Below are 19,455 nucleotides of genomic sequence, written 5' to 3'. Positions count from 1 at the left end.
ACTTCAAAGCATACCAATAGGTGTGTCATTCTCAGCAATCATTTTGAATGCAATTCTTACATCATACATACTAATGAATTTTAAAACTTTGTATGTAAGGAAATTACTTGCATTTTATGTTCTAATTTCAGCCATTTTAGGATTTGGCTGGATTGCGTTTTTACTAAAAGTTGTCGATAAATTTCTTAGCTAATCATCGGTATTATAGCAAAAAATATTGAAATAAAACCCCAAATTATGGAAAATACTTTTAGTTTATACTTCAGATAAATATGGTAAAGAAATGGAAAAGTTTAAGGTTAGAAAAGAAACAAAGTTTGTGTTTGCAGTTCAGGTGGGTGTTGAGACATTTTTCTTAAAAGCACAAGCTATACAAGATCCTTATTCGGGTATGTCTTCACATGGAAACTTTATTCCAGTCAGAATAGAGGATTACAAGTTTGAACTTGTTAAGGAAGATAAATGCACTTTCTTCAATAATGTATCGGAGCTTGTAAAAATGATCATTGAAGATAGACAACTTAAATCGCGATTTGATTCATTGCTAGCTACAAATGGATTGTCTGTTAAAGATGTTGCTCTTCAAGAGATCTATGGTGAAGAAGTGTCAATTCACACAAATGCACTGAGATACTTAGTTTAATGAATAAATAAAAAACCGAGCCAGGCTCGGTTTTTTTTATTTCGCAATCCACTGGTGTTTTCTTTTACTGTTGCCTTTCCAGTTATTTTTGAGCTTGTATGCATAGCTGTTTCCATCGGCAATATCCCAGTATGACTTACAAACTCTCTTACGCTTGAAGTTGTACTCAGGGTAGTCTAACGCATGACCCAGTCTGGTTCTTAAATCTTGCATTACGCCTTTAGCTGAACGCTTTCTTCCATATGAGCGATTAAAGCCCAAGTGGTTAGTGTAGCTGTGATTTCGAAAATGAACTTTGTCAATTTCGATATCTCCAGTAGCTAAATCTTCATCATATTCATAAAAACTAGTAACTCGTTCTTCATAAACAAAATACGATTTCTTTCTTGCTTCTGGGCGGTTACAAAAAAACTCAGTGTGTTGACGATTTGCCATCTTATATCTCCTAGTGAGTAACTATTACTAGAAGATGTCTTTTAGATAATACATATTTTCTCTAAACTTAATGGATTGACAAAATAATAAAACAAATAAAAAACAACATCAAGCGTTATCTTTAGGTTTTATGTAACCAGGCATTGGAGTCAGACCATTGATAAGTCGCTCGAAGCTGATCTTTTCCTCTTTATCCATAACTTGTTTGACAATGTCACTTACATTGTCTTGCATTATTTTCAAATTAGATATCAAATCGGGATTATCAGTATCTGGTACTGTTTGAAGGTATTCAAACGGTCTTGTTCCAAACACATGTCTCTTGAACTGGCTGTAATAGTGAATCGAAAATCTCATTAATTTATCATCTATTTTATCATCTCTGTAATTGTTTGCAATAAAGGCATCCTTAAGCGAGACCATAAAATGAGCACGAACAAAATTTTCAAACTTCTGGTTCTGATTTTCCTTCTCTGTCTTCAGTTCATCATCCCATTCTAAAGTTATCCGATTTTCTTCATTTAAGAAATCTTGGAAAGTTAACTCGTAGAAGTGATCATCACATAAAAACCCATCACCAAACTCTCTAGCTGTATTTTTTTCACATTTGCTGCACTTGGTTGTTGGTTCTAGAGCAGTGGCTCGTAAACCACAACATTCACACTGAGCATAACCGTCTGTTCTTACGCTTCCATGCACTTTTCTATTCCAGTGATGTTCCACACATGCTAGTTGCTTCTGAAATTTTTGCCATGCATTCTTCTCAGCTTCATCGATATCTTTACCTTCTCCACGAATGAAAGTTCCAAATCCGCTAACCTTCGGGAATGCCTCAAAAAACGCTGTCATATAAGAACCTTTTCCTCTTGATATAACAATACCGCTTTCGCCAGCTTGAAGGTGTGTTTTTCCCCAATCATACCTGGTTTCGTACTTTCTTGATGCTAGGTTAACTTTAAATGTATTGGTAGTGCCAATTTTCTCACCAAAGCCCGCTGTAGTTGTAATGCCACAATTTGAGCATGTGCAAGTACCATCAGAAAAGATTCGTCCTTCCTGCGAAATCGCAGGTACAAACTTTTCGTGATCACAGTTTCTAAATTTTTTGTATTTAAACAAAACATCTTCAACAGCTTGACTCAAGATTAAATTCTTTTCACTAGAAACCCAAAAATCTGGAATTTTATCATCATTCTCTGAGACATATCGAATGCTCGCTTCAACCAGCTTTAAGTCATCATTATTAATGACAACCTTAATTCGTTCAGTTGTTTTATGGTTTTTGTTAACTTGTTCCTGAATTACTGACAAGGCGTGTTTGGTTATAGGGTAATCTGATGTTAGCCCATTTTCTATCGTTATCACTTTATATTCCTCAATTCTTGATTCCAGCAAATTTTACCCAACCAAGGAACAAAGTTGCAAATGCCGTTTCATCGTTTTTTGATTTTTTATTGAAATATTCAACCATATTTTTCTCTAAGAATTTCATGTTGTTTTTGAATTCTCGACTACTAATATCAGGTATTTCTTTAAAGTTTGCATAACCTTTTATTTCGTATATGTGTTTTTTGACGATCTGAATAAAGGTTCTTGTGAGATAAAATGACTCTTCTTTAGAAAGCATGGTTCCTGATTGTAAGGACTGATCTCTCAGCAGCACGTAAAATTTATTGCTCAAATAGCTCTCGAAGTTTTCACTTTTAAGTTCGTCTTCTGTTTCTATGGATATTATCGAATCGGGATCTTCATACCTTTCTGTATTGAACTTAACATCATTTTCATATAGTTCGTCAAAAGAAAGCTCGTTGTAATGAGCATCACAATAAAACTTATCGAGATTCGTTAATTTTGCTGGTGATTTACATATAGTACATTGGGTAGTAGGTTCAAGAGCATGACCAGATAAGGCGCACTTTGTACAAGTCGCATATCCATCTTTTCTTTCAACTCGACCATCATTTCTTACCCAATCATGCTCTTTGCATTTCATTTTTTTATTTAACTTTTCGTATGCATCCTGTTCAGCTTCAACCAAGGTAGAGCCTTCGCCTCTAATGAATGTCTTAACATTGTGTATGGTGGGGAACGCTTCGAAAAATGAAGTAGCATAAGATTTACCTTTAGAGGCTGAAATAACAACTCCGTTATCACCTCCCTGTATAGAAATACCACTCCAGTTAAATGATGTCGTATAGTATCTCTCCTTAGCTCTTCCAAATGCGGACAGAAGTATTGTTCTTCTCTCTGAATTTCTATCTTCTACTGAAGGAAGAGTAAGCATTCCGCATTCTGAGCACTCCATTACACCATTTGTAACGAGGACACCTTCTTTTGTTATGTGCGGTTTCAGATCTCTGTGTTTGCAAGAGCTATATTTCAAATGGGATTCGATAGAAATTTGAATAGCATCTATAATAGATTCACTAGAATATTCACTGTTTATAAAGTCTCTCTTAAATCTATTATCATCATTGTATATATGAGTCATGGCATGATATGGCTTGTCATCCTTTTCATGGAAAGAAATTCCAATATCAATATTATTGTTAAATAGAGCATTAAAATGTTTCGTTAAGTTTTCAACATCTTTGCTTGTGAATGCTTTTCCGTATTTCTTAATGGTTATCATTTTGCACCTTAAAAAAGCCCATCTAGGGCTTTTAATTACATTGTCAATTCAGTTCCTGGCTTATCGAAATTACCATTGTCGCGTTGATGTGTTATTGATTTGATCTGTTTAAAGGATAATTTATCAAGACTTCCTTTTTCCAAGTCGTAAAAATCATCAATAACTTCCGTTCCTTCACCTCTTTCTACAAAGTACTTCTTGTGCTTAGGTAGAGTGATGCTTTCTTTTATCTTGCATAACAAATCATCGGGTGAAAACACAATAACATGAAAATTTTCCATTTTTGGTATTTGTGCGTCTTTAACTTTTACCGCGTAGCTTGCAATGTGCTTAGCAACAAAAGGCTTAATTTTTAACCCGTCATAAAATATTTCTTTTGTTCTACCACTACAATAATCTTTATATAAAGATGCTATTTCATTTATTGTGTTTAGTTTCTTTTCATTTGGTGGGGTAACTTTAATTCCATCATAGCCCATCGCGGAAAATACTTGTTTAACAACGTTTCTTGAATCTGGATTACCAGAATAGCTACCTAATGAATTTGCAAATTCATATATGGCTAGATAAACATCAAATTGATTGGATGAATTAATGATCATTGAGTTAGTCTTAGCTAAAACAATGTCTTTGATTTTATCTTCAATTTCAAATTTGTTTGCAATAGTTCTCAGTAAAATGGGTGATGGTTTTGAGTCCATTAGCAAAGTAGGGTAGTTATTATCAAATGACGCATCATATATATTTGCATTTGAGACAGAGAATTTATGTAAAACCCCTCGTTGAGTTTGGTGTACTAAATGCTCTTCTTTATTTGCGTATGCATGACTTTTACGTTCAAAGGATTCTGGATTGCCATATACACGAACGGCTTCATTTAGACTCCCAGTTAAATATAGTCCATCACCCTGCTTTGAGTTACCTCTACTTACATAACCGAAAAATTTTGTACCACTTTTGTTATACTCGTCTTCACTCATTGTGACAGCATGATATAGATCCAAGTTATCAGTGGCTTCTGAGTATGTGAAAGAGCAATCTGAGTGATGTAAAACTCTCATAGCATCGCCAGACAATTGTCGCCCATTTTCGACAAATGTCCAATTTGAGTCTGTTTTGAATGCAATAGGCTTTCCGTCGAATGTAACAACGCCATTATTGTCCATTTCTTTTATTGTATCTGTATCCAAATGAGGCAGGATCTGTATTGACCAAGATAAAATTTCTTTTAATTCATGAGCGCTTACATTTGCGTCACAAATCTTTTGATTATCTTTGTTATACCATCCATCTGACTCTAGATGTATCGTATCTTTTATGATGTCAATAAATCCAGATTTGTAGCCAGCCAGTATATTTTTTTCACTGATTGCCATATCAGTTTTGTAATATACAGAATTTAAAAATGAAGTTTCAATAGAATCTAGGTCAATTGCATTTATTCTATGAACTTCCTTTTCATAAATTTTACTTTCATAGTCCTGAAAAGAAAATTCATCAATTTCTTGAGTGTGAAAATCAAATATTCCCAAAGGTGATATAGGAGTGTTATTGCCAGCATATATGTCATTTATAACACATGAGTTTGCTGAAACCCCGTCTACTATCACATGTAACGCGTTAACTCTGTTCATTATTATTATCCAGAAGAAGATTATTTAATTAATTATACCATGTGACCATTTACAAAAAAACTCACCAATCGGGTTAGAATTGGTGAGTTATCGTTTAGATTTTAGTGCGCTTCGTTCCAGTTTTCACCAGAGTTGGCATCTGCCACCAGCGGAACCTTTAGGGTGATCTCGTAAACCTTACTGTATGCTTCTTCCATCAGCTTTTTCAGTGTTTCTTTAGTTTCTTCGAGTCTAGCTTCTGAAACTTCAAAAACTAGTTCGTCATGGACTTGCATCAGGAGTTTAATGTCATTTCTTTCATTCAGGATATAGTCGAAGACTTCAATCATCGCCGCTTTAATTACTTCCGATGCTGTTGCTTGGATACCTGCGTTTTTGATTGATTTCTCGGCATGTGAACGAACCATTGAGTTTGGAGAGTTTAAGTCTCCTGCATTGATCTTTCGACCACCAAGTGTTTCTACATATCCATTACTTTTAGCAAAATCTAGTTCACCTTCAAAGTATGGTTTGATAGATACGTATTTTTCGAAATACTTAGCCATAAACTGTTCAGCAGCTTTTTTCTCGATACCAAGTTGTTTAGCTAACCCTTTAGCTGAAATATCATAGATCAAACCGAAATTGACTGTTTTTGCTCTTCGTCTCTGCGATTCATCCACTTCATCAGTTTCAACAATTTGTTTCGCTGTAGCTTCATGAATATCACCACCTTCATTGAACACATCGATAAACAAAGATTCATTTGCTCGATGAGCAAGAATGCGCAATTCAATTTGAGAAAAGTCGATAGACAGAATTTTATTCCCCGTATTCGCGTCAAAGCTTGAGCGAATGCGCTTCCCATCTTCTGATCTGATAGGGATATTCTGAAGGTTTGGATCTTCAGAAGACAATCGACCAGTTAATGTAACATCCTGATTATATGTTGTATGAACTCTACCTTTCTCGGTAGCTCGTTTCTCAATACCTGTAACATACGTTGACAACAATTTAGATACACTACGATGCTCAAGTATCATTGGGATAATAGGATGCTTATCGATTAAATCAGTAAGTACAGATTCAGCAGTAGATTTTTTCTTTGATGGAATTTCTAAATCTTCAAATAGAACAGCCTGCACCTGTTTTGGTGAATTGATATTGAATTCCTTACCAGCTTCTTTATAAATTTTCTCTTCTAACGTAGTTAAGCGACTCTTAAGCTCAGAACCAATTGCTCTAAGGTTCGTTAGGTTAACTTTAGCCCCAATGAACTCCATATATGCCAAAATAGGTGTGATCTTAGAGTCAACAGTATACTCTTTAGTCATTAAGTGCTCGGTCAACTCTTCGTACACTTTCGCGCTAACCTGCATTTCCTCAAGTACAATCAAAGCTGCATCTTCGAATGGTACTTTGTTCCAATCAGCTTTAGTAGTATTTAGTTTGTACTTCTCTCTTAATGGATTGAGATTGAAATGAGAGTATGTGCTATTCAAAAACTCTATAGATGGCTTCTTGGATTGACCACCGACAGCGACATAATGTAACACATTGACATCATGTGCTTTTAATCGGAACACATCAATTGAGTCATAACAACTCCCCAATGTTTTTAGTACATCTTTAGCGTTTCGGCTGACAATCACAAAGTCATGGCTGTCAATTAGCGTTTTCGCTAATGTGGCTAATTCATTTGTGTACTGATCAACATCAACCACTAAATACTCATCATTAATTTTAAATACTAAGTGCTTGTTACCTTGTGTACTAAATAAATCTTGCACACCTTCTTCACACTTGAAGAAGTCGATCTGGATAGGCTTATTTAGCATTGACGAATTAGACTTATTGAACAGCATTTCGCGGATTTTCGTTTCATCAGTAGTGTACTGAGTAACAATGCTTTCAGCATTTGGGTTTTTAAGTCCAAGGGCTTTCTTTAGATTCATAAGACCGTACTTTGTTGTTAGCTCATAAAGTCGGACTTCGTCACGACAACCAACAAATTCTTCTACGTCTTTTCCTAAATCGACATTACTGTTAATAGTAACTAGGGCTTTGCTTAGTGATAGGTGTGACTTAGCGGCTTCGATTTTTTCTTCTGACTTGCCACCAATTTCTCCTGCATTAGCCAAAACACCTTCAAGACTACCGTATTTTGCGATCCATTTTGCTGCGGTCTTATCTCCGCAACCATCAATGCCTGGGATGTTATCTGATTTATCTCCTTGAAGCGCTAAGAAGTCGATAATCTGCTCAGGGTATACACCGAACTTCTTAAATGTACCTTCTCTGTCAATTGCGGCATCGAGTAGCTTTGTGCTTCTTTCGGTCTGCTGCGTATCAATGATGTTGATTCGTTCATTGATCCCTTGGTACATATCTTTATCAGATGTCAGAATGTAAACCATGTAACCTAGTTTCGATGCTTTAACCGCCATAGTTGTGATAGTGTCATCGGCCTCATAACCAGGGATGGACAAAATAGGTAGACCCCAAGCCTCAACAATATCTTTAATTGGTTGAACCTGTTGCTTTAAGACAGGGTCGGTCTTATCACGATTCGCTTTGTACTCAGAATACATATCGTGTCGGAAAGTTTTTCCGCTATGATCGAATGCAACAATCGTTTTGTCTGGAGAAATTGAATTAATTGCTCGGTTCACCATGTTACAGAAGCCAGTAATGGCATTTGTTGGGAAGCCTTCTTTGTTGCTCAAAGCAGGGACTGCGTGGAAAGCACGATGATAAAATGAATTACCATCAATAATAATCATGGTCTTGTTAAGCTCAAGTGTCATTTTGGAAATCTTTTATTTGATTAATTGAATCATTACCTTACACCAAATCAAGGTATAATAAAAGACAAATAATTATTATGATGTATAAAAATATTCGAAATACCCATTGACAGTCTTTTTTATATTTCATAATATTGTTTTCGCAGCGAAGGAAAGCCAATCTTATTCTTTGAGGTGAAATGCGAGAACTTTATTTTGGTTTCTAACGCTGCGGCAACTGACTTGGATCGTGGGAATTTCTGGAGGGTGCGCTAGCCATCTAGAAGAGGGGTTCGACACCCCTGCGAGTCACCAAGGCTTGGATCGTGGGAATTTCTGGAGGGTGCGCTAGCCATCTAGAAGAGGGGTTCGACACCCCTGCAAGCCACCAATGGTCTATCTCGGAGTGAGAGGTTCGCATCACCGAAGCTCTCAAGAAGCTCGATTCTTCTGTAGACCACCTTTTAATTTTATATATGTAGGTAAACAATCATGACAATGCCATTCAGATAGCTCTTGCGCACGGACAGACCGCACTGAACTAAGTTCAGAAACTCTTCAAAAAAGCACTCAGTCTAACTCTGAGGACGCTCCAAAAACCGCTCATCAAGAGCACCTTTATGTCTACGCAATAGCAAGACAAGACCTAGAGATGAATGCTGGAAAGCTTTGCTCTCAAATTGGTCACGCCTTTCATTATAGTGTTAGAAACAAAGAAATCTGCAACTCACTTGTAGACGATTACGAGAACCCTGAATTTGGTGGTTCAAAAGTATGTCTTTGGGCTAACGACGAAATACATATCCACAAAATCCATCACGAAATCCAGAAGCTAGGTGTACCTTGCGCATTAGTTGTTGATTCTCAACATGTGCATCTTCCATTCTTCGATGGAAGTCCAATAGTCACAGCTCTCGGCGTAGGTCCATGTACCAAACGCCAGGTTAAACGCGTCCTTGGAAAACTAAAGCTAATAAAATAATTGAGAGAAATATTATGAGAAACATCAACCCAAATGTATTTAAAGCCGAACTAAAAACTAAATTTACAAAAGAAAGATATCTAGAAATTGTTGATAGCTTTAAAACTATAGCAAAGAAAGCAAAGAGTCATAAGTGCGAATCTAGCATGGAGTTATACGTTCTTAACGCACTGATTCGAGGCAGGTCGGTTGCAAAGACTACTCACAACGTCAGCTCTTTGAAGTACAAAACCGCCGAAAAACATATTTATGACTATTTGAATGGAAAAGAGTACCGATCTCAATATTCATTCGAGGGAAGAATACCTTACGTTCTTGATGAGGCTTTTGGTCTCACGAAAGAAGAAAAAGAACTGATTTATATAACTGCTATCAAATCTAAAGAATTTAATTAAGGAATAATAAAATGATTACTGAAACTACTAAAAATATTGAAGAGAATAACACTATGAAAACACAAGAAAAAAACAGATTTTTTGAAATCGTGTCAAAATTTAAAGCCTTTGTAAATGCTAAGGAAAGTGAAAGAGAAAGCTCTCATATGTTCGAAATGTACATTTTGTATGCAGTTATTCGCGGGAAAGACCCTAAGAAAACATCTCACGACCCGTCTACTGACAGCTATGAAGAAGCTCTAGGTAACGTAAAGGGATTTCTTGAGCAAAGATACAAGCCTAGTAAATGGTTGCCAAAAGGTAACTTTGCTAACACCCTCATTGATGCTTTCGGATTAACGGAAGAAGAAATGAAGATGTACAGAGAAGAGTTATGATAATTGAAAATAGCCCCTGATCGCACGGCATTGCGGTTTCATGGTGCTCAGAAGAAGAGGACTTGTTTAGTCCTCTTTTTGTTTTTGGGTTAGCAGTTGCACATCTCAGATGGGAAACCCCCACAAAGCGTGACACTAGACATTACAGAGAAAGCTAAAAGTGGCATAACTAGAAGTATCAATCAAAACGCACTTTTGATAACGCTACCATTCTTTTTTTCAATTTCTTCAGCATTTAGCAAAAGCCTAAGGGCTTTTTTATGCTTCTGATTTTGCGTTGTTTTGTGTTCTTTGCTCTCTGAACTTTTCAACGGTATAGTCAGTAAGCTCATCAGCAACTATCCCAACTCTAACAACCGAACCTACAGCAGCGTTGATTTTGCTTGTTACATAGAACTCAAGAATATGGAATGCCATGTACACACCGAAAGTGAAAAAGGTATAGATCCCAGCAATAACTGAAACAAAAATCGCCAAACCACCCAAAATATCATAGTGATTAAGAGCAATCCCCGAAGCAACAACAAGAAAACCTACTAAAGCCTTCTTTCCTACGGAATCGCGAAAAGCAATAACCTTATCCAGATTGTCGTTGAAACGATGGATAAATGATTTAGCGTTGTCTTTTGTGAATATAGTTTTAAGTAGTTCTTTCATTACAGTTCCATTTTTATTTGTTAATTTGTGTAAATTATATGTTCAAAACTGATTAAGTCAAACCTTTTTAACTTAAAAAAGAAAGCCTAGCGATTGCTAGGCTTTGGCTTAATAGTTTATAGGTTCTATACGAATAATCTTATTTCTATCAATCAAAATTCGGAATCTTGATGTAACCGTCTCTTCATGACCTTTATATGTTTTCTTTTCGTTAATCTTGAGTTCAACTCTGATTCTGCGCGGAACTCTTGTTTTACTTGGTTTATCATTGGCTGTGTACAAATAAATCTCCCTGCCATCACTTGGAATGGTTTTCATGATTTCAGCCAAATCAATTTGTAAGTCTGTTTTTATTTTCTTAAACCCATGATAATCGAAATCCTTTAAAGTTGTGCGCTCTTTAATTGTTATCGAATTATCACCTCGCTGCTTTTTATCTGAGCGATACAAACCTTCAGACCACCATGTCTGGCTATAGCCAATGGGCTTGGTTTGACCAGGATAATGAAGAATCGCCTTTTGTCTTGGTTTATGCTCCATGATTTTTTTATAAATCCGTGATTTGATGCTTTCTTTAAATACATCGCGGATAACATAAAGAAATGCAAAACCTAAAACAAATTGTAAGCCAGTATCAAACCCCATAAGTCGTAACTGGAGCATTATAAATCCGAACAGGATCATAATAATGCCAGTGGATAGCGCAATAGCTAAATACTTTTCCTTTGTACCTACATTGGTCGTGGTCGTGTTTAGCTTAAGAGGTAGTTCAGTAATCCTCTCCTGCATTTCCATTTTATTTGTGAGACGAGTGATCTTATCAACATCTTCAGTTTTAAGATCCATAGAACCCACTTTCTCGTGATACATCTTGTCCTTTCGATGTTTTTGCTCTTCAAGACATAGATTGTTAACTTTTGCACGAAGATCCTGTGAATCTTTAATTGACTGCAATGTAAGTAGGTTTTTTAGTAGAAATTGTTCAAACTTGAAAGATAGAACAAAATCTACGCTTCTAAATTTTTCAAACTTAGTTTCATCCTCAATAGGGAAATCCCTAAATGAGTTCAATAAAGTTTTAAGAGAATCGATACTATTGTCGAAATTCTCTAATGAATCCTCTTCAGTTTCATTAATCGAACTGCTCTTTAGCTGACCATTAAATAGAAACGCGAACAAGCTAATGGAAATACTGAATTTTTCAAATGGTAGATCTTTCTTTTCTAGCTGTTTCACGTAAAGCAGCATAGTACTGATGCTGTTACCCTTATGGAATCTACGGCTTTGAGTAATAAAGCTATCGAAACCATTTACAAATCGACTATCATCATCAATCTCAAAATTCTTTGGGAATAAAAGCTCAATACTTGTCTCTCTAGTGTAGTCTTTTGCTAAAGTTTGCTGAATGTCGATTATTTTATTGCCTTTTTGTTCTACGCAAACCATATACACACCTAAATGATTATGACAATTATTGTAATTAGATAAGGCGAGCTGATAGCTCGCCTGAATGTTTACTATAATACACAATGTTACACTGAAGGACAAGAGGTATATTTAAATATATTATTAAAAATATCTGGTCATTAAGTTGGGAGTGCTGTAGAAACAATCAAAATTTTCTTTGACAAAACCAGTTGTTAGTGTGGAATCATTTGAAATGCCTTTATTTATCATCAGGGTAATTATTAATCACATTAAATTTTAATAATTAACATAATGGTTGATCGAATAAAGATCATTAAATATAATGTCCAAAGTATAGTAAGACTATACATATCAATAACAAAAGAAATTAATAAATAATAAAAAAGGAAAATATCATGAAATTAACAAGAAAGCATGGAATGTACCTTGGCTTGGGCTTATTGGCAGGTTTTTCACTGCTAGCTCCAGACGTAGCGTTCGCGAGTGTAAAAGATGCTGGTGAAGCAGCAAAAAACATCGAAGGTAACATTCAAGCAATTAAAAGCATGATTATGAGCTTTTTCTACTTGGTAGGTCTAGTTCTAGTTGGTGTTGGTTTGTTCTTGTTCTACAAGGACAATAAGCAGCCAAACCAAGGACATGCTAAAAACGGCTTAGTTAGTTTACTTGTTGGTGTGGGTCTGCTCTCCATTACAAGTATCGTAGCTCTTCTTACTGGTACAATTGGTTTTGATGCCAAGGAAGCTAATGAGCGTATTGAAGCCGATGCAGGTTTCTAGCAAAGCAAGATTGAAAATGCTGAAGGCGACAGAGATGTCGCCTTTTTATTATTGAAATAAATACTTGGATTTGAGATCATATGTCTGTTCTAAAATTCCCTACAAAACCTCAAAACATCCGAGGCAAAAGCCAAATATGCTGGTGGCTAAGAGAGATTGCTGATTTGATAGAATCGGAATCACTTGTGGTACAGCCTGAAGCCATTGCTCTTTTGCTAGTTGATAAGGATAAAAGCGAATTTTTGCATGTTGGCGGTATTCGTAGAAAAGAACTTAAAAATGAACTTATTAAATCAATAAATAAATTACAATATGAGAAAGATTCATGAAACAATACTTGGATTTATGTCAACGAATTGTTGACCAAGGAAAATGGGTAGTAAATGATCGAACAGGAGAAAGATGCCTAACGGTTATTAACGCTGACTTCACTTATGATGTTGATGAAGGAAAATACCCATTAGTAACAACAAGAAAAAGTCCGATAAAATTAGCTATAGCGGAACTGCTTGGTTATATTCGTGGATACAGTAATGCTGCTGACTTTAGAAAGTTGGGAACACGCTCTTGGGATGCAAACGCTAATGAAAATGAGGCTTGGCTAAAGAACCCTCATAGAAAAGGCACCGACGATTGCGGAAGAATCTATGGAGTGCAATCTCGTGGCTGGAAATCTCCTGATGGCAAAAGAATCGATCAGCTAAAAAAAGTTATTGATAACCTAACAAATGGAATTGACGATAGAGGCGAGATCATCACCTATTACAACCCAGGTGAATTCCATATGGGGTGTTTGAGACCTTGTATGCATTCGCATCAATTCTCATTATTGGATGGAGAGTTGTTCCTGAACAGTACGTCAAGGTCGGTAGATGTGCCTCTGGGACTGGTAGCAAACATGCAGCAGGTCTATGTGTTTCTGGCTATCATGGCTCAAATTACGGGTCACAAACCAGGTAAGGGGTTCCATAAGCTAGTTAACTGTCATATTTACGAAAATCAATTTGATCTGATGAAAGATGTGCAGTTAAAAAGAGAACCTTTGGAGCAACCTAAGTTAATCATTAATCCTGATATTAAAACACTGAAGGATCTAGAAACATGGGTAACAGTGGATGACTTTGTAGTTGAAGGTTACGAGCATTACGACCCAATTGAGTATCCATTTTCAGTTTAGCTGCTAAGCCGAATCTCGCGATTCGGCTTTTTATTTTTCATTTTTAAATTCAATTTGTTAAACTATAATTTCGACATTTATCTGTTTAGGTGTGATTAAGTTGGAACGAGGCGAGATTGAAGTTGATAAAGACGGAGTTAAGTTCAAGATAGTCCTTGATGGTGATTATGTGTATCTTAAAGGCATTACAGATACTTCATATGAAAGCAATCCAATCAAACTTTCAAAGTATAGAGATCTTGAAGCCTTAGCGAATGAGCTTGAAAGTAGGGGTCTGCAAGTGATTAAGAAGCAGACATCTCACGAAAAGCTAAAATCTAAAGGTAGAGATATCTCAAGCATTATAAGTACTCTAATTGATACCAGAGAGCCTTTTGAACTAGGCAGTCAAACCTATAAGTGGAATATCGAAAGTGCTCCATTTAAAAAGAGCACTAAAATGAATTCATACTTGCTTATAGACACAAGAGAGCCTAAAGAGTTAAGAGATCTGGTCGAAAGAATTTCCATAAATCAAATCGAGCAAACAGTTCTTAGTATTGGTGACATCCATATAGGTTCACACCTAAATGAAAGATTAATGGTTATAGAGAGGAAGACAGTTACTGATCTTTACAATAGCACCGTATCCAAGCACTTTCACGATCAAGTTGAAAGGTTATCTGATTTCAGGTTCGCTCGCGGTGATAAAGAGACAAAAATTGTCTGGATAATTGAATCGGAACAAGAAGGGAAAAGAAGCCTTTATAATGCCTTCCCTGAAACGAAGCAAACAGATGGTGTGGTTAACTACATAACGGCGATCCATAATCAACACATCTTGCAGGCTTATAATAAGCATCATACGGCGTATTTGGTTGCAAAGTTAGCTCAGGGGTTTCTTGAACAAGAACTCTACTACAAAGTAGTGCCTTCACGTTGCAATATTGAATCGCGTGAATCAAGTAACTATCATCTTTATAAGATGCTTTTGAACATACCAGGAATATCTCATACGACTGCTACACACCTTTTAAGAGAAGGAATATCTATTGTAGAACTTAGTAAAATGTCTTTATTGGATTTGAAAAAGCTAAAAGGTGTTGGAGAGATCAACGCTCAAAAAATATTTAATTCATTGAGATATTGCTAGTATATAAATTAGATAATCATTGATATAATTTCTAAAAATGGAGATTAAAGATGATTTTTTATATACCAACTATCGGGGATGCTATCAAGCTAGCATCCCAAACTACATTTAATGTTATCAATGAAAGAAGAAATGAAAACTTCCTTAAGTCCTACCTTGGATCTGAAGCAGTAAATGTTTCGAACTCAATATCCCTTCCTAAAAACACAATTTTGAAAATAGATAGAATTTACATTAGACAGAACAACCCATTAATGGATTCGATAACGTTTGTTGTCATTGACTCAAAGAAGAAAGAGATAGTTAAATCAAGATTTTTCGCAAATCTTAAAGATGTGAATGGAATTGAGTTCGAAAAGGTAATTACTGATAAGAAAACTAATGTACAAAAAGAACTAACTTTAGAAATTGAGCAAATAACTTCTGAATACTCAAGTTTAAATAATATATCAAAATACCAAATCTCGAAAAGAACGAAAGATAAATTAGTAATCGATCACATAAATAAACTTCCTTCAAAGTTTAAAATATCCCTATCAGTAAATATAATTTCAGCTTTGAAAGATTGCTTGCAAGTTATTGAGGAAATTGATGTTTCGTTCGAGTCGGGTGTAGATAATGATGAGAAGAAGGCTCTTCTAAATAATCTAAATGAATTCATAAACGAAATCCCAGAAGATCTTGGTATTGATTTTATAACGCTGGATGCATTCGAATTTAAAGATCAGTTTGTCTACTACATTGATTATGATAGAAATGCATTCGACATAATTAGAAAGGCATATATCCTGATTTCAAAAGATGCAAAACTGTACAAAGAAATACGAAGCTCAATTTATATAAGCTGGCTTTTAGATTTAGTAATTCCTGAATATTCATCAAGAGTGAGTTTCATCCATGCCCTTGAAAATGGTAGTTTCTTTATATCACACGAGAATTTTCTAAAAATAAAAATGGATGCCATATTGAGTAGGTTTGACCATTCAATTTTTTCAGGTCAAACTGAATACGGCAGTTTTAAAAAAGCTATTCAACAACTTAAAAAGTAAAATCAAAGCCAATCTGTCTAGATTGGCTTAAGTATATCTGGTATGAAAAGTACCATTATTAGTAGATAATTATGAAGAGCAGCCTATAGGCTGCAATTTCAATTAATACAGTGTTAACTTGTCAGTTAACTCATGATACATTCTGTTGCTACCTGGTCCTATCGCGAGTGAAATTGTTGAGTATGCGTCAACATCCTCTACGCATAATAAACCTCTTGATTCTGACTGCTCTTTTAGATTCATCAATACATCAATACTTTTAGTTTTTAATGTAACCTTCTTAAAGCAATCATCGAGCCAGATTTGTAGATCTCTATTTTTCTCTGAATCAAGTTCAATACTGCAATGAGAGAGATGAGCAAGGATAGTTGCTATTGCCATTTTAATGGCTGATCTGATCTGGATTGTCTTGTTTAGTCTCTCATTACTATAAAACACGAGTACTTGTTTATGATCACTCTCTTTCTTACCATATTCAGGGGTTCTGATAGTTGGAAGACTAAGGTCGGTATTAACCAAAGCACAAGTTAGTGTTTTAACGCCATTAAATTGCGTCAGTCCATTATCAAGAATACTTACTGAGTGATTCGAACTAGCATTGCTTACATTGATAAGTTCTTCTTCACTTTTTACAAATTGGATATTCAGAACTTTGTCTATGTGGGTCAATACATGGTTTAGTTTTTCGATAGTACTCAAACTAGTAGTTAAAACTCCACCATTTTGCTCAAATAGCGACAGCGTGTATTTCATAGCTGCATGTGAGACTTGGGATAACATCTTACCTCTAGTCATTCCAAGGTCTTTTCTAATATATATAGTGAACATCGTTTACCTCAACCTTCTTCCAGATGCCCGTGTACAGTAATGCTAGAAACTTGACTATTGTAGCCGTTATCGATTGAATCGTACTTTTTCATCCAATGGGTTTCTCTAGAGAGAACGTATTCCTCTATAGGCATACCTTCTGGTGATTCTCCAATAATCTCTAAAACACTAAACTCCCAATCTGTTAGTTTGGTGTTTCTGATTGCTTTATGAAATTTGCAATCACCACCCTGAAAAAAATGCTGATACCAGCGTAACGTGAAAACCTGCAAGGTTTTGCCTATATAGTGCTTATTTTCAGCCGTATTAGTGATCTTATAGATGACAGGCGCATTTCCATGTGTCTTATCGATACAGGAAGCATTGAACGCAATGTGTTTCTTTCCGTATTTCTGCTGACACTCTCTAGAGCAAAACTCTATCCCCTTGTATTGCTCGTTGTGGTCATTGTAAAGGTCAATTCGCCTAAAGGAATTGCTGCACTCCTTGCATTTCCTGTTTTCAAATAAACGATTTAGATATTCATCAGTTCCGTCATGCTCTCTTAATTTGAGCAAATATGGGCTTTTTTCAAAATCTTTTTTGAGAACACGGCAAGGTAATTCAACGTCGAACTCATCTTCAAGGGCTTTTCGAGCTGCTTTTTTGTCTTTAGCTATCAATAGTCCTGAATACATAGGAGGGAAAGCCCAACTACCTAATGAGTCCTGCTTCTGACATTTTATTTCATAATAAAATTCTTTCATTTTTATCACTTTTTTAACTAAATGTATGCAAAACATTTGATAGAAGTAAGAACAAATGGCAATATATCTTTAAATAACAATAATTGCAACGGTGTATAATATGAACAATCTCAATAATCAAACCCCGTATGAAAATGGTAAAACCTGTAGGGCTTCTGGCATGAGTATCCATGCAAACCCTTTTAGAAACACATACGTGGACAATCCAAGTGACGCTTTCCTTCAGTGGGAGAATGGCTGGAAGGAAGTAGATGGTGAAACGGAAATAGAAAGTGAAAACGCTTAAGTAAGGAGCGAGTTTTGTATAATCTAACCATAGGTAAAGATGCCCTGCGACTCGTTAATTTAATAAATAAAAAATCAAAATATAAAGACTTGTATAAAGTTACTGAGTCATTGTCTAAGTCAGGTGTAAAGTCTTCTGATTTACTCAGATTTATAAATCGCATATCAGCATCAATAAAGTTGTGCTCATACAGAACATACCGAGATGAAGTTGTTATCCCTCTTTATGAGTATCTTTCAGATTCATCTCTTGAAACGATACATGCATTGCCCTTAATGTCTCCTGAAACTAAAAAGATGGATTCAAGAATAGTTTTCGATCTGGCTATTATTTACTTAAGGGTTGTAATGATGTATAACAATTCTAGAACTCTTGTTGCCTTACATCAAAGACGAACTTGTTAACTGAGGACGCTATATTGAATAATCAAATTCAGCACTTTAGTGAAGAGCAAAGAGATGCTATTTCTTTGGATTATGCTCTGATGCTAAAGCATGGGACTGTAGAAATTCCTTCAGACATACAATCAGCTCAAGAATTCTTAGAATGGTGTAAAAGAGAAAATTCTGGATAAAATTAAGGTATTTGAAATGAATGACGTAAGTAAATTGCTGGAATGGCTTAGCAACCTCGATCAATACAAGTCAACTGAAAAGGGTTTGCATCGAAAATCTCAAGTTAAAAGCCTAAAAAAAAGCATTTCATCTGCATGTAATTTACTTAGTCAGACCAATCCTGACTATTTCTCAAGTAAAATCACATTAGATGATTTTTACCACAAGCTTCCGACAATGACCGAATTTGTTGGCAATGATGTGCTTAATCTAGAGCGTTTTTTAGGTGAGCTTATTCAAGGGCTTCCCGCTAACTCCGAATCCCAGCCTCATAGAAGTGCAGAAGATGCCAAAAACCATCTTAACCTAGTAAGAGAAAACTTTGAGTGGCTATTATTTCTCGATTTTGAGTACAACCAATATAGGCTAGGCGGATCAGACAAGTTTACAGAATCTATTGTTGATTTTGGTCTTGTTGCGGTAAGGTCGGATAACCTAGAAGCGGCGTTTGAATTAGATTCTTTGATTCTACCATTCCCAGAGATGAAAATGGGTAGATACTGCGAAGAAAAAACAGGCATTAGCACTGAAATGCTCCAGGGTATGCCAAACTTCGAAAATTTCTATCTTGAAAACCTGAAAAGCTTTCTCGATGAGCAACAAAAATGTATTTTTGTCCACTGGGGTGGTATCGAGCAAAAAGCGTTTAATAGAGAGTTAAGAAGAATTAGTCAGCCCGAACTGAACCATAGCTTTTTAGATCTCCAATCAATCTACGCAAAAATTCATGGTCGAGATACGATGGGACTTAAAAGAGCTGTGCAGAACTTAGGTCTAGAGTCCGAGCTAAAGGAGCATAGGGCTATCAGTGATGCTATCTATACAGCAAGGGTTTTCAAAGCTATTTCCTAGCAAAACCACCACTACTAGATGGTGGGCTGATAAAAGTTGTGGGT

At 35.8% G+C, this 19,455-nt stretch carries 21 protein-coding genes; 12 read left to right on the top strand and 9 right to left on the bottom strand.

Going from position 1 to position 19,455, the window contains the following annotated elements:
- Positions 1–283: 283 nt before the first annotated feature.
- Positions 284–643: a hypothetical protein gene (locus R7P80_RS03125; protein WP_229623750.1), complete on the top strand. Its 360-nt coding sequence runs from the start codon at positions 284–286 to the stop codon at positions 641–643.
- Between the two features lie 36 nt (positions 644–679).
- Here the strand turns inward: R7P80_RS03125 and R7P80_RS03120 are convergent, their stop codons facing one another.
- The 5 genes from R7P80_RS03120 to polA all read right to left on the bottom strand — a co-directional run bounded on the left by R7P80_RS03120 (position 680) and on the right by polA (position 8,130).
- The gene (locus R7P80_RS03120; protein ID WP_116920929.1) at positions 680–1,078 is read right to left on the bottom strand and encodes a hypothetical protein; all 399 of its coding nucleotides are present in this window, start codon (positions 1,076–1,078) and stop codon (positions 680–682) included.
- Positions 1,079–1,186: 108 nt separating this feature from the next.
- Entirely contained in the window at positions 1,187–2,443 is a 1,257-nt protein-coding gene (locus R7P80_RS03115; RefSeq protein WP_229623751.1) for a hypothetical protein, read from the bottom strand.
- 10 nt (positions 2,444–2,453) lie between these two features.
- Positions 2,454–3,710, bottom strand: coding sequence for a hypothetical protein (locus R7P80_RS03110; protein ID WP_229623752.1), 1,257 nt, complete (start codon positions 3,708–3,710; stop codon positions 2,454–2,456).
- A gap of 35 nt (positions 3,711–3,745) precedes the next feature.
- Entirely contained in the window at positions 3,746–5,344 is a 1,599-nt protein-coding gene (locus R7P80_RS03105; RefSeq protein WP_045595328.1) for a hypothetical protein, read from the bottom strand.
- A gap of 101 nt (positions 5,345–5,445) precedes the next feature.
- The gene (polA, locus tag R7P80_RS03100; protein ID WP_229623753.1) at positions 5,446–8,130 is read right to left on the bottom strand and encodes a DNA polymerase I; all 2,685 of its coding nucleotides are present in this window, start codon (positions 8,128–8,130) and stop codon (positions 5,446–5,448) included.
- Between the two features lie 610 nt (positions 8,131–8,740).
- On the opposite strand from polA, the gene R7P80_RS03095 reads away from it, so the two are divergent.
- The 3 genes from R7P80_RS03095 to R7P80_RS03085 are packed head-to-tail and all read left to right on the top strand — an operon-like array spanning position 8,741 to position 9,863.
- Entirely contained in the window at positions 8,741–9,091 is a 351-nt protein-coding gene (locus R7P80_RS03095) for an aminoacyl-tRNA hydrolase (RefSeq protein ID WP_223371023.1), read from the top strand.
- A 14-nt stretch (positions 9,092–9,105) separates the two neighbouring features.
- Positions 9,106–9,486: a hypothetical protein gene (locus R7P80_RS03090; protein WP_318096664.1), complete on the top strand. Its 381-nt coding sequence runs from the start codon at positions 9,106–9,108 to the stop codon at positions 9,484–9,486.
- A gap of 11 nt (positions 9,487–9,497) precedes the next feature.
- Positions 9,498–9,863 carry a hypothetical protein gene (locus tag R7P80_RS03085; RefSeq protein ID WP_318096663.1) on the top strand — a complete coding sequence of 122 codons (366 nt, stop codon included), beginning with the start codon at positions 9,498–9,500 and terminating at the stop codon, positions 9,861–9,863.
- A gap of 258 nt (positions 9,864–10,121) precedes the next feature.
- Here the strand turns inward: R7P80_RS03085 and R7P80_RS03080 are convergent, their stop codons facing one another.
- Entirely contained in the window at positions 10,122–10,520 is a 399-nt protein-coding gene (locus R7P80_RS03080) for a hypothetical protein (protein ID WP_020331476.1), read from the bottom strand.
- Positions 10,521–10,628: 108 nt separating this feature from the next.
- Entirely contained in the window at positions 10,629–11,966 is a 1,338-nt protein-coding gene (locus R7P80_RS03075; protein WP_020331475.1) for a hypothetical protein, read from the bottom strand.
- Between the two features lie 377 nt (positions 11,967–12,343).
- Between R7P80_RS03075 and R7P80_RS03070 the strand changes: the two genes are divergently transcribed.
- The 5 genes from R7P80_RS03070 (at position 12,344) to R7P80_RS03050 (ending at position 16,085) form a co-directional block, all read left to right on the top strand.
- A complete protein-coding gene (locus R7P80_RS03070) occupies positions 12,344–12,727 on the top strand; it encodes a DUF6750 family protein (RefSeq protein ID WP_044129018.1) in 384 nt (127 codons plus the stop codon).
- An 80-nt stretch (positions 12,728–12,807) separates the two neighbouring features.
- Positions 12,808–13,056 carry a hypothetical protein gene (locus tag R7P80_RS03065; protein ID WP_038129224.1) on the top strand — a complete coding sequence of 83 codons (249 nt, stop codon included), beginning with the start codon at positions 12,808–12,810 and terminating at the stop codon, positions 13,054–13,056.
- On the top strand, positions 13,053–13,904 hold the full coding sequence (locus R7P80_RS03060; protein ID WP_020331472.1) for a thymidylate synthase: 852 nt from the start codon (positions 13,053–13,055) through the stop codon (positions 13,902–13,904). Before R7P80_RS03065 ends, R7P80_RS03060 begins: the two co-directional genes overlap by 4 nt.
- A gap of 100 nt (positions 13,905–14,004) precedes the next feature.
- The gene (locus R7P80_RS03055; RefSeq protein WP_116920924.1) at positions 14,005–15,036 is read left to right on the top strand and encodes an ERCC4 domain-containing protein; all 1,032 of its coding nucleotides are present in this window, start codon (positions 14,005–14,007) and stop codon (positions 15,034–15,036) included.
- A gap of 50 nt (positions 15,037–15,086) precedes the next feature.
- Complete coding sequence (locus R7P80_RS03050) at positions 15,087–16,085, top strand: hypothetical protein (RefSeq protein WP_116920923.1); 999 nt, start codon at positions 15,087–15,089, stop codon at positions 16,083–16,085.
- A 102-nt stretch (positions 16,086–16,187) separates the two neighbouring features.
- Here the strand turns inward: R7P80_RS03050 and R7P80_RS03045 are convergent, their stop codons facing one another.
- Both R7P80_RS03045 and R7P80_RS03040 read right to left on the bottom strand, forming a co-directional pair.
- Positions 16,188–16,913: a peptidyl-tRNA hydrolase gene (locus R7P80_RS03045; protein WP_020331466.1), complete on the bottom strand. Its 726-nt coding sequence runs from the start codon at positions 16,911–16,913 to the stop codon at positions 16,188–16,190.
- Positions 16,914–16,921: 8 nt separating this feature from the next.
- The gene (locus R7P80_RS03040; RefSeq protein ID WP_165851141.1) at positions 16,922–17,659 is read right to left on the bottom strand and encodes a GIY-YIG nuclease family protein; all 738 of its coding nucleotides are present in this window, start codon (positions 17,657–17,659) and stop codon (positions 16,922–16,924) included.
- Positions 17,660–17,759: 100 nt separating this feature from the next.
- Between R7P80_RS03040 and R7P80_RS03035 the strand changes: the two genes are divergently transcribed.
- From R7P80_RS03035 to R7P80_RS03025, 3 genes are all read left to right on the top strand, one after another.
- Positions 17,760–17,945: a hypothetical protein gene (locus R7P80_RS03035; protein WP_038129221.1), complete on the top strand. Its 186-nt coding sequence runs from the start codon at positions 17,760–17,762 to the stop codon at positions 17,943–17,945.
- A gap of 418 nt (positions 17,946–18,363) precedes the next feature.
- Entirely contained in the window at positions 18,364–18,519 is a 156-nt protein-coding gene (locus R7P80_RS03030) for a hypothetical protein (protein ID WP_021486397.1), read from the top strand.
- Positions 18,520–18,535: 16 nt separating this feature from the next.
- The gene (locus tag R7P80_RS03025) at positions 18,536–19,411 is read left to right on the top strand and encodes a 3'-5' exonuclease (RefSeq protein WP_229623757.1); all 876 of its coding nucleotides are present in this window, start codon (positions 18,536–18,538) and stop codon (positions 19,409–19,411) included.
- The last annotated feature ends 44 nt before the right edge of the window (positions 19,412–19,455 follow it).

This window comes from Vibrio sp. 2092, from assembly GCF_033339635.1.
Taxonomy (GTDB): Bacteria; Pseudomonadota; Gammaproteobacteria; order Enterobacterales; family Vibrionaceae; genus Vibrio; species Vibrio alginolyticus.
Note: the sequence above shows the minus strand (reverse complement) of the source record. Positions and strands in the feature narration are given on the sequence as shown.